The organism is Bradyrhizobium sp. UFLA05-108, assembly GCF_059803455.1.
The window spans coordinates 73834-84025 of record NZ_JBANAZ010000041.1 but is presented as its reverse complement, the minus strand read 5'-3'; the positions used below and the strand labels follow the sequence as shown (position 1 = coordinate 84025).

The 10192-nt window shown below is 64.9% G+C and carries 10 protein-coding genes; 3 read left to right on the top strand and 7 right to left on the bottom strand.

All coding sequences use genetic code 11. The features are described 5' to 3' along the window. Positions 1-186: 186 nt before the first annotated feature. Both SO140_RS27420 and SO140_RS27415 read right to left on the bottom strand, forming a co-directional pair. A complete protein-coding gene (locus SO140_RS27420; protein ID WP_449380567.1) occupies positions 187-1296 on the bottom strand; it encodes a DUF2336 domain-containing protein in 1110 nt (369 codons plus the stop codon). Between the two features lie 282 nt (positions 1297-1578). Next, the gene (locus SO140_RS27415) at positions 1579-2286 is read right to left on the bottom strand and encodes an RluA family pseudouridine synthase (RefSeq protein WP_449380568.1); all 708 of its coding nucleotides are present in this window, start codon (positions 2284-2286) and stop codon (positions 1579-1581) included. A 57-nt stretch (positions 2287-2343) separates the two neighbouring features. Between SO140_RS27415 and ftsY the strand changes: the two genes are divergently transcribed. Both ftsY and SO140_RS27405 read left to right on the top strand, forming a co-directional pair. Then, positions 2344-3288 (top strand): signal recognition particle-docking protein FtsY, encoded by a 945-nt coding sequence (ftsY, locus tag SO140_RS27410; RefSeq protein WP_449380569.1) that lies wholly within the window; start codon positions 2344-2346, stop codon positions 3286-3288. Position 3289: 1 nt separating this feature from the next. Further along, entirely contained in the window at positions 3290-3892 is a 603-nt protein-coding gene (locus tag SO140_RS27405) for a septation protein A (protein ID WP_027523529.1), read from the top strand. Between the two features lie 191 nt (positions 3893-4083). Here SO140_RS27405 and SO140_RS27400 read toward each other — a convergent pair whose 3' ends face one another. The 5 genes from SO140_RS27400 to ccmA all read right to left on the bottom strand — a co-directional run bounded on the left by SO140_RS27400 (position 4084) and on the right by ccmA (position 7227). Beyond that, positions 4084-4677 (bottom strand): DsbE family thiol:disulfide interchange protein, encoded by a 594-nt coding sequence (locus SO140_RS27400; protein WP_449380570.1) that lies wholly within the window; start codon positions 4675-4677, stop codon positions 4084-4086. Continuing rightward, positions 4674-4853 carry a heme exporter protein CcmD gene (gene ccmD / locus SO140_RS27395; protein ID WP_449380571.1) on the bottom strand — a complete coding sequence of 60 codons (180 nt, stop codon included), beginning with the start codon at positions 4851-4853 and terminating at the stop codon, positions 4674-4676. Before ccmD ends, SO140_RS27400 begins: the two co-directional genes overlap by 4 nt. Position 4854: 1 nt before the next feature. Further along, a complete protein-coding gene (locus SO140_RS27390) occupies positions 4855-5646 on the bottom strand; it encodes a heme ABC transporter permease (RefSeq protein ID WP_449380572.1) in 792 nt (263 codons plus the stop codon). Between the two features lie 77 nt (positions 5647-5723). After that, complete coding sequence (gene ccmB, locus SO140_RS27385) at positions 5724-6392, bottom strand: heme exporter protein CcmB (protein WP_011083299.1); 669 nt, start codon at positions 6390-6392, stop codon at positions 5724-5726. A gap of 232 nt (positions 6393-6624) precedes the next feature. Further along, positions 6625-7227, bottom strand: a complete 603-nt coding sequence (gene ccmA, locus SO140_RS27380; protein WP_449380573.1) for a heme ABC exporter ATP-binding protein CcmA — start codon at positions 7225-7227, stop codon at positions 6625-6627. A 239-nt stretch (positions 7228-7466) separates the two neighbouring features. Between ccmA and acnA the strand changes: the two genes are divergently transcribed. After that, positions 7467-10187: an aconitate hydratase AcnA gene (gene acnA / locus SO140_RS27375; RefSeq protein WP_449380574.1), complete on the top strand. Its 2721-nt coding sequence runs from the start codon at positions 7467-7469 to the stop codon at positions 10185-10187. Positions 10188-10192: the final 5 nt, after the last annotated feature.

Sequence of the window (10192 nt, the reverse complement as noted above, 5' to 3'; positions counted from 1 at the left end):
TTCGAGGGGTGTCCACACCCTCACCGCCGCTTACCCCAGTCGCCGCTTACCCCATAGCATCTGGATCACCCGCTTTCCGGGTGATGACACCGTCGACGTTGGTGATCGCCTACATTCCCAACGTCGTCCTGGCTTTCGCCAGCACGACACCGAAGATTCGACGCAACGCGCTGCCAAATGCCCGGCCTACGACGCCCGCACCTGCCAGAATCTCAGGGTACGCCGGGCATTCTCCGGTGTCATTCGTCCAAAATGGCCCCTCGCCTTCGCAAGATCGGCGGGCTTCATCTTGCCGGTGGCGTAGCGGCTTTCCAGCACGACGCTGGTGGTCTCCCAGCTCAGCAGCGCCGCTCGGCAGGGCACCAGCAGGCCGTCATCGCGCAGGCTCTGCATCAAGGGCCGGATCACCTCGACGGTGGAGCCGGATAATGCTGCCAGCGCAGCGACGGTTTCCTCATAGCGTCGCTGCGCGGCAAAGCCGAGCAGTGTTGCCTCGTTGAGCTGGCCGGTCTCCTTGAGCTTTGCGACGGCGCGTCTGGCGCCGACGAAATCACGGATCCCCGACATCTCGCGATCGACGCCGGTGGCGACGCTCGCGATGGCGTTCTGGATCTCTTCGAACAGATGCGGCGGGGCGCGTGACAACAGGCGCGTGCGAACCGCGTCGGTCGCCGAGCGCAGCAATTGTCGGCGCAGGTCCGAGGGCAGATCGACGCGCACGCCGACGCTCACGGTCAGTTCGGGGTCCTGTTCGGCCTGCCCGACGATGACGGCAAAGCCGCTCGCAGAAAGCCGGGCGCCGGGATTGGCGGCAAGGCGTCGGCTGACGCTCGGATAGCGGCGTGCCAGAAGCGCGTCGGTGACGATTTCCTTCAGCCACCAGCGGCCGGCGACCGCGAGCAGATGCTGCTCGCCCTTGGTGGCCGCAATGTTGAGCAATTCGGCCTCGTCGAGGCGGGCCGATTCCTGAAGCACGGGGCCGGCGATCCTGATCTCGTCATTGCCGGCAAGGCGGCGGATCACGGACGGCGGCGCTTGTGCGACCGGTGCAAGCTGCGCGCTGATCTCGGCGAGCGCGACGCGCGCGCCCATGTCGGCGATCGAGCGCAGCTCGATGGTCTTGATCAGCCGCTCGAGCACGTCGTCGAACAGCGCAATCTGCTCGTCATTGAAGCTGCCGGCGGAGGACAGGAACAGGTCGGTGACGCGCCGCGCCGTTTCCAGACGCTTCTCGTCCGAGCCGGCGCGAATCGCACCTTCGACTTCGTCGATGATCGATGGCTGGGCCTGCGGCATGAAGCGTTGCTCGTCCTGAGCCGGTTCGAAGAAGCTTGTTCTAAGCAACCGCTATCATTAGAGGCGAGCACTGAACGTTTCGTAAACCATCGGTGGGATGGCTGCGGCCGAGTAGCTTCAGCGAGATGTCGCCGCGGAGGAACTGCGCTCCCTCTCCCGCTTGCGGGAGAGGGGTGGGGAGAGGGTGTCTCCGCAATCGTGAACCCCCAAGAGGAGAGAGCCCTCACCCGGCGCTCCGCGCCGACCTCTCCCGCAAGCGGGAGAGGTGAACGACCGGGGCGCTTATTCCCCTTCCCCGTTCCAGCCACAGGTCCTGAGCCGCTCCTGCATGTGCGGCGGCGCCGGCGCGAGGACGTGCACTGGCTCCTTGTTGCGGGAGATCGGGACCACGATCTCGCGCGAATGCAGATGCAGCCGTGGCTCGCCGAAGCGCGGGCCATTGCCGTAGATGTTGTCGCCGACGATCGGCCAGCCCTGCGCCGCGCAATGTACCCGCAATTGATGGGTGCGGCCGGTAACCGGTTCCATGGCGAGCCAGGTCAGGCCCTCGCCGCGGCCCATCACCATCCAGTTGGTGATCGCTTTCTGGCCTTCCGGGTCCGGCTTCTGCCACCAGCCGCGCTCGGCATTGAGGCGGCCGAGAGGTAAGTCGATCGTGCCTTCGTCCTCGGCCGGCCCGCCCTCGACCACGGCCCAATAGGTCTTGCCGATCTTGCCGTGCTTGAACAACAGGCCGAGCGAGGCGGTGGCCTTGCGATGGCGCCCAAGTACCAGGCAGCCCGAGGTGTCCTTGTCCAGCCGGTGGGCCAGCACCGGCGGCCGTGGCAGGCCGAATCGCAGCGCATCGAAGGAAGCTTCCAGGTTGGCCCCGCCCTTGGGGCCGCGATGCACGGGGAGGCCTGCCGGCTTGTCGATCACCAGCATCAGCCCGTCGCGGTGAAGCACGCGCGCCAGAATTTCATCCGCGGTCAACTCGGGAACATCGAGCAATATCAGGACTTTCGTTGGAGACTTTCGTTTAGGAGCCGGAACGGCTAACACGCCATCATGAACGATACCACCGACACCCCCAAACTGAGCTGGTGGCGCCGCCTGTCCAACGGGCTCAAGCGCACGTCGGCCTCGCTCGGGACCGCGGTCGCCGACCTCGTCACCAAGCGCAAGCTCGACCGCGCCATGCTCGACGACATCGAGGACGTGCTGCTGCGCGCCGACCTCGGCACCGAGGTTTCGGTGCGCATCGCGGACGCGGTCGGTGCGGGACGCTACGACAAGGCGATCTCGGCGGATGAGGTGAAGGACGTCGTCGCCACCGAGGTCGAGAAGGTGCTGGTTCCGGTTGCAAAAGCGCTCGAGATCGATGCGGTGAAAAAGCCCTTCGTCATCCTCGTGGTCGGCGTCAACGGCTCCGGCAAGACCACGACCATCGGCAAGCTGTCCGCGAAATTCGCCTCCGAAGGCCGCAAGGTGATGCTGGCGGCCGGCGATACGTTTCGTGCAGCCGCAATCGAGCAGCTCAAGATCTGGGGCGAGCGCACCAGGACGCCGGTCATATCAGGCGCGCAAGGTTCGGATTCGGCTAGCCTCGCCTTCAATGCGCTGACGGCGGCGAAGGAGCAGGGAACTGACGTGCTCCTGATCGACACCGCAGGCCGCTTGCAGAACAAGGCCGAGCTGATGAACGAGCTTGAAAAGGTCGTGCGCGTGATCCGCAAGGTAGATAGCTCGGCGCCGCATGCGGTGCTCCTGGTGCTGGACGCCACCGTCGGTCAGAACGCGCTGTCGCAGGTCGAGGCGTTCCACCGCACCGCTGGGGTCACGGGGCTCGTGATGACGAAGCTCGACGGCACCGCGCGCGGCGGAATTCTGGTGGCGCTCGCCGAGAAATTCAAACTGCCGGTGCATTTCATCGGCGTCGGCGAAGGCGTCGACGATCTCGCGCCGTTCACCGCGCGCGATTTTGCCCGCGCGATCGCCGGAATTGAGAGTTGAAATGGACAAGACCCAGCCGCATCCGCTGTTCAAGCTGGCAACCGAGCTCGGCCCGCTGCTCGTGTTCTTCTTCGTGAATTCAAGATTCAACCTGTTCGCGGCGACCGGCGCGTTCATGGTCGCAATCGTGGCGGCGATCATCGCTTCCTACGTGGTGACTCGCCACGTGCCGATCATGGCGCTGGTCACCGGCGCGATCGTGCTGGTGTTCGGCACGCTGACACTGGTGCTGCACGACGAGACCTTCATCAAGGTCAAGCCGACCATCATCTACGGCCTGTTCGCAGCGGTGCTCGGCGGCGGACTGTTGTTCGGCCGCTCCTTCATCGCCATCATGTTCGACCAGATGTTCAACCTGACGCCGCAGGGCTGGCGCATCCTGACCTTCCGCTGGGCGCTGTTCTTCGCCGGCATGGCGGTGCTCAACGAAATCGTCTGGCGCACCCAGAGCACGGACTTCTGGGTCAACTTCAAGGTTTTCGGCGTGACGCCGCTGACGATGATCTTCGCGATCGCGCAGATGCCGCTGACCAAGCGTTACCACATTGCGCCAGTGTCGCTGGAGGCGAGCGAGGCCGAAGCGGGAGATGTGCGGAAGCGGTAGGCTGGCCACACATTCAACCGTCATCGCCCGACTTGATCGGGCGATCCAGTACTCTGAGACGTCCGTGGTGAATCGATAAGCCGCGGCGTACTGGATGGTCCGGTCAAGTGTTTAGACCGGACAGATCACTCAAGCCGGGGGCATGACAGCGGGTATGCGGGGTTGGATTCTCACTCGCACTGACGACGGCGTCAGCTTCCCGTCTTCAACGCCTTCTCGAGCTGCGGCAGCAGCACGCTCTGCAAATTCTCCCGCGTGATCGGGCCGACCAGCTTGTAGGCGATCTTGCCTTCGCGCCCGACGACGAAGGTTTCCGGCACGCCGTAGACACCCCATTCGATCGAGGTGCGGCCATTGGCATCCGTGCCGACGACGCCGAACGGATTGCCGTAGCGGCCGAGGAAGCGGCGCGCATTGTCGGGCGTGTCCTTGTAATTGATGCCGACGAGCTGGAAGCGCTTGTCCTTGGCAAGCTCGGTCAAGAGCGGCGCCTCGTCGTGACAGGGCACGCACCAGGAGGCCCAGACATTGACCAGGCTGACCTTGCCGATGAACGCAGCCGGGTCGAGTCCCGGCACCTGCGCGCCGCCCACTTGCAGGCCGTCGAGCTGCGGCAGCGTGGTCTGCGGCGCCGGCCGGCCGATGAGTGCAGAGGGAATGCGCGAGGGATCGCCGCTGCCGAGCCGGACCCAGAACAGCAGCGCAAGGCCGATGAAGGCGATCAGCGGCAGCATCACCAGGAAGGCGCTGCGCGCCGGCGTGGCCGAGGTCGACTGCTCGCTCATCGCAACTCCGTCGCGCTTCGGCCCGAGCGTCGGATGACGCCGCTCTTTTCGAGCTCGCGCAGGCGCTCTGTCTGGTTGCGATAGTCGATCAGGATCCAGCCGATCAGGATCGCCACCACGATGGCTGCGGCGAGATAGGATGTCACGATGAAGGATGCGTAGGGGCCGAGCGCCATGTTATGCGGCCCCAATTTCGTTTGACGCGTTTCCTTCACGCGAACCGGTGCTCAACTCGTTCGAAAACGCTATGCGGCTCGCCTGCATCATTTGCAGGGAGCGGACGCGGCGTCGCAGGATCTCGTTGCGCATCGCCGCCAGGTGCAGCGTGATGAACAAAAACGTGAACGCGACCGCCATCACCAGCAAGGGAATCAGGAACGATTTGTCGAGCGTCGAGCCGCCCATGCGCATCACCGAGGCGGGTTGATGCAGCGTATTCCACCAATCGACTGAGAATTTGATGATCGGCAGGTTGATCGCGCCGACCAGTGTCAGCACCGCAGCGGCGCGCGCCGCGCGCGAGGGATCCTCGACCGCGCGCCACAGCGCCATCAGGCCGAGATACATCAGGAACAGGATCAGCACCGAGGTCAGCCGTGCGTCCCATTCCCAATAGGTGCCCCACATCGGCCGGCCCCATAGCGAGCCGGTCAGCAGCGCGAGGAACGTGAAGGCAGCGCCGATCGGCGCGGCGGCCTTCGCGGCGACGTCGGCGAGCGGGTGCCGCCACACCAGCGTGCCGAGCGAGGCCACGCTCATCACGCCCCAGACGAACATCGACAGCCACGCATTGGGCACGTGGATGAACATGATCTTCACGGTAGCGCCCTGCTGATAATCGTCGGGCGCCAGCGCCGATTGATAGAGGCCAAGCGCGAGCAGGATCACGGTCGCCGCCGCAAGCCACGGCAGCACGCGCGCCGTCAGCGCAAGGAACCGCGAGGGGTTGGCGAGGTCGATCAGTGTCATGGTCACCTGATAATCATGGCGAGGGGCCGCAGGCAATCAGCACGAAAGTGCGAAGCGAAAGTTGATCGGGGTCAAGATCAGTCCAGCCCGTGCCGGAGGCTTGCGGCGGCCGCGAAGGGGCCGATCACCAGGCTGACCAGCGACAGCGCGCACAGGATCGAGAACGGCGCGCCGAATGACATTGGCCCGACGATCACCGCCTGGGAGGCCGCGACGCCGAAGATCAGCACCGGAATTGACAGCGGCAGCACGAGAACGGCCATCAGCAGCCCGCCGCGATGCAGCGTCACCGCCAGTGCCGCGCCGATCATGCCGGTGAAGGTCAGGGCCGGCGTTCCCGCCAGCAGCGTCAGGGCCACCGCGCCGGTTGCGACCATGTCGAGATTGAGCAGGAGGCCGAGCACGGGGGTTGCGACGATCAGCGGCAGGCCCGCGGCCAGCCAATGCGCCAGCGCCTTGGCGGCGCAGGCGAGTTCCAGTGGCGTCCGGCTCATCGTGATCAGGTCGAGTGAGCCGTCCTCGTGGTCGGCCATGAACAGACGGTCGAGGGTCAGCAGGCTCGCGAGCAGCGCCCCGAGCCACAGGATCGCCGGCCCCAGCCGCGACAACAGCGCCAGATCGGGCCCCACCGCAAACGGCATCAGCACCACCACGGTCAGGAAAAACAGCACTCCAATCAACGCCCCGCCGCCGACGCGGAGCGCGATGCGGATGTCCCGGCGGATCAGGGCGGAGAGGGCGGTCATGGGCGGCTCCCATCGTACCCCAAAGGCGGTGCGCTCCCTCCCCCGCTTGCGGGGGAGGGTCGGGGAGAGGGTGTCTCGACAACGGAGACTCCCCCAGAGGAGAGAACCCTCACCCGGCGCTGCGCGCCGACCTCTCCCGCAAGGGGGAGAGGCGAGGGAGCCCGCGGCGACGGCTGCTTCCCGGGTGCGAGAGCCGCGCCCGGCCGTTCGAAAAGCTGAGGGTCGGCCATCCTCACGCCGCACCCCCGATCCGCAGCTCCCGTGAGTCGATCCCCAGCGGCATGTGAGTGGCGGCGATGATCATTCCCCCGCGCTCCAGGTGCTGCCTCATCAACCCGCAAAACATGTCCTGGCCGGCGCCATCGAGCGCGGTGGTTGGCTCGTCCAGCAGCCAGACCGGGCGGTGGACCGTCAGCAGGCGGGCCAGTGACAGGCGGCGGCGCTGGCCGGCAGAGAGGAAAGCGGCCGGCAGATGGGTGGCATGGTCGAGGCCGACGGTCGACAGGCTCATCGCCCCGTCGAAGCGCTCGCCGCCCAGAAAGTCGGCCCAAAATGCGAGATTTTCCGCCACGCTCAGCGCCGGCTTCAGCGCGTCGCGGTGGCCGAGATAATGGCACTGTTCGGCCAGGCTCAGCTCGGTGTCGCCGCCGGAAAGCTCGATCGTGCCGCCGGCCGGAATCAGCAGCCCCGCAATCAGCCGCAGCAGCGACGTCTTGCCGGAGCCGTTGCGCCCTACAACCGCCAGCGCCTCGCCGGAGGCGGCCACAAAATCGAGGCCGGCAAACACCTCGCGGCCGCCCCGCACGCATCTGATGCCACGCCCTGAGAGCTGCATGTCACCTCTGGTCGCCCCCTTCACCGGTGGCCCTCAAGAAAACTTGGGGTAGCGCAGCAGAATTTGAGGCTCCCGGATTGCTGCGGCACGATCGTCCTTGTGGCGGTGCGGTTAGAAAGCTTCTATAAGCCCGGAACTTGATGCAGCACTCCACTCGCTCCTGCAAGCGACCCAGCCGGATTCGCTGACGGTGTTAAAGTACCCTCTGCCGGGTATAACTAACAATTGGGATTTCCTACATGACCTCGCTCGACAGCTTCAAATGCAAAAAGACCCTCAAGGTCGGCGCCAAGACCTATGTCTATTACAGCCTGCCGACCGCCGAGAAGAATGGTCTGAAGGGGATTTCCAAGCTCCCTTATTCGATGAAGGTCCTGCTCGAGAACCTGCTGCGCAACGAGGACGGCCGTTCGGTCAAGAAAGAGGACATCGTCGCCGTCTCGAAGTGGTTGCGCAAAAAATCGCTGGAGCATGAGATCGCCTTCCGCCCGGCCCGCGTGCTGATGCAGGATTTCACCGGCGTTCCGGCGGTGGTCGACCTCGCCGCAATGCGCAACGCGATGCAGAAGCTCGGCGGCGATGCCGAGAAGATCAACCCGCTGGTGCCGGTCGATCTCGTCATCGACCACTCCGTGATCGTGAACTTCTTCGGCGACAACAAGGCCTTCGCCAAGAACGTCACCGAGGAATACAAGCAGAACCAGGAGCGCTACGAATTCCTGAAGTGGGGCCAGAAGGCGTTCTCGAACTTCTCCGTGGTGCCGCCTGGCACCGGCATCTGCCACCAGGTCAATCTCGAATATCTCGCCCAGACCGTCTGGACCAAGAAAGAGAAGATGACGGTCGGCAAGAAGACCGGCACGTTCGAGGTGGCCTATCCCGACTCGCTGGTCGGCACTGATTCCCACACCACCATGGTCAATGGCCTCGCCGTGCTCGGCTGGGGCGTCGGCGGCATCGAGGCTGAGGCCTGCATGCTCGGCCAGCCGTTGTCGATGCTGCTGCCGAACGTGGTCGGCTTCAAGCTGAAGGGCTCGCTGAAGGAAGGCGTCACCGCGACCGATCTCGTGCTGACGGTCACGCAGATGCTGCGCAAGCTCGGCGTCGTCGGCAAGTTCGTCGAGTTCTTCGGTCCCGGCCTCGATAACCTCTCGGTCGCCGACAAGGCCACGATCGGCAACATGGCGCCCGAATACGGCGCGACCTGCGGCTTCTTCCCGGTCGATGCCGCCGCGATCGATTACCTCAAGACCTCCGGCCGTGCCGCACCGCGCGTCGCGCTGGTGCAGGCCTATGCCAAGGCGCAGGGCCTGTTCCGCACCGCCAAGTCGGCGGATCCGGTGTTCACGGAGACGCTGACGCTCGATCTCGGCGACGTCGTGCCATCGATGGCCGGTCCGAAGCGTCCCGAAGGCCGCATCGCGCTGCCCTCCGTGTCGGAAGGCTTCAGCCTCGCGATGGCCAACGAGTACAAGAAGGGCGATGATGCCGAGAAGCGCTACGCAGTCGAGGGCAAGAACTTCGAGCTCGGTCATGGCGACGTCGTGATCGCGGCGATCACCTCCTGCACCAACACCTCGAATCCGAGTGTGCTGATCGGCGCGGGCCTGCTGGCGCGCAACGCGGCCAAGAAGGGCCTGAAGGCAAAACCCTGGGTGAAGACCTCGCTCGCGCCGGGTAGCCAGGTCGTCGCCGAATATCTCGCCAATTCGGGCCTGCAGGCCGATCTCGACAAGGTCGGCTTCAACCTGGTCGGCTTCGGCTGCACCACCTGCATCGGCAATTCCGGTCCGCTGCCGGAAGAGATCTCGAAGTCGATCAACGACAACGGCATCGTCGCGGCCGCCGTGCTCTCCGGCAACCGCAACTTCGAAGGCCGCGTCTCGCCGGACGTGCAGGCGAACTATCTCGCCTCGCCCCCGCTCGTCGTCGCCCACGCGCTCGCCGGCAGCGTCACGAAGAACCTCGCCACCGAGCCGCTCGGCGAAGGCAAGGACGGCAAGCCGGTGTACCTCAAGGACATCTGGCCGACGACCAAGGAGATCAACGCCTTCATGAAGAAGTTCGTGACCGCGTCGATCTTCAAGAAGAAGTATGCGGACGTGTTCAAGGGCGACACCAACTGGCGCAAGATCAAGACGGTCGAGAGCGAGACCTATCGCTGGAACATGAGCTCGACCTACGTGCAGAATCCGCCGTACTTCGAAGGCATGAAGAAGGAGCCGGAGCCGGTCACCGACATCGTCGAGGCGCGTATCCTCGCGATGTTCGGCGACAAGATCACCACCGACCACATCTCGCCGGCGGGCTCGATCAAGCTGACTTCTCCGGCCGGCAAGTATCTCAGCGAGCATCAGGTGCGCCCCGCCGACTTCAACCAGTACGGCACGCGGCGCGGCAATCATGAAGTGATGATGCGCGGCACCTTCGCCAACATCCGCATCAAGAATTTCATGCTCAAGGGCGCGGATGGAAACATCCCTGAAGGCGGCCTGACAAAGCACTGGCCCGACGGCGAGCAGATGTCGATCTACGACGCCGCGATGAAGTATCAGCAGGAGAACGTGCCGCTGGTGGTGTTCGCCGGCGCCGAATACGGCAACGGCTCCTCGCGCGACTGGGCGGCGAAAGGCACACGTCTGCTCGGCGTTCGCGCCGTGGTCTGCCAGAGCTTCGAGCGCATCCATCGCTCCAACCTGGTCGGCATGGGCGTGCTGCCGCTCACCTTCGAGGAAGGCACTTCCTGGCAGTCGCTTGGCCTGAAGGGCGATGAGAAGGTCACGCTGCGCGGCCTCGTCGGCGACCTCAAGCCGCGCCAGAAGCTGACCGCAGAGATCGTCTCGGCCGACGGCTCGCTGCAGCGCGTTTCGCTGCTCTGCCGCATCGATACGCTGGACGAGCTCGACTACTATCGCAACGGCGGTATCCTGCACTACGTCCTGCGCAAACTCGCGGCGTAAGCGCG

Bases quoted from the DNA above. Each gene is read 5' to 3' on its own strand.
- ccmA (WP_449380573.1), bottom strand. From the start codon at position 7,227: ATGCAGCTCTCAGGGCGTGGCATCAGATGCGTGCGGGGCGGCCGCGAG.
- ftsY (WP_449380569.1), top strand. From the start codon at position 2,344: ATGAACGATACCACCGACACCCCCAAACTGAGCTGGTGGCGCCGCCTG.
- SO140_RS27390 (WP_449380572.1), bottom strand. From the start codon at position 5,646: ATGACACTGATCGACCTCGCCAACCCCTCGCGGTTCCTTGCGCTGACG.
- acnA (WP_449380574.1), top strand. From the start codon at position 7,467: ATGACCTCGCTCGACAGCTTCAAATGCAAAAAGACCCTCAAGGTCGGC.
- SO140_RS27405 (WP_027523529.1), top strand. From the start codon at position 3,290: ATGGACAAGACCCAGCCGCATCCGCTGTTCAAGCTGGCAACCGAGCTC.
- ccmB (WP_011083299.1), bottom strand. From the start codon at position 6,392: ATGACCGCCCTCTCCGCCCTGATCCGCCGGGACATCCGCATCGCGCTC.
- SO140_RS27400 (WP_449380570.1), bottom strand. From the start codon at position 4,677: ATGAGCGAGCAGTCGACCTCGGCCACGCCGGCGCGCAGCGCCTTCCTG.
- SO140_RS27420 (WP_449380567.1), bottom strand. From the start codon at position 1,296: ATGCCGCAGGCCCAGCCATCGATCATCGACGAAGTCGAAGGTGCGATT.
- ccmD (WP_449380571.1), bottom strand. From the start codon at position 4,853: ATGGCGCTCGGCCCCTACGCATCCTTCATCGTGACATCCTATCTCGCC.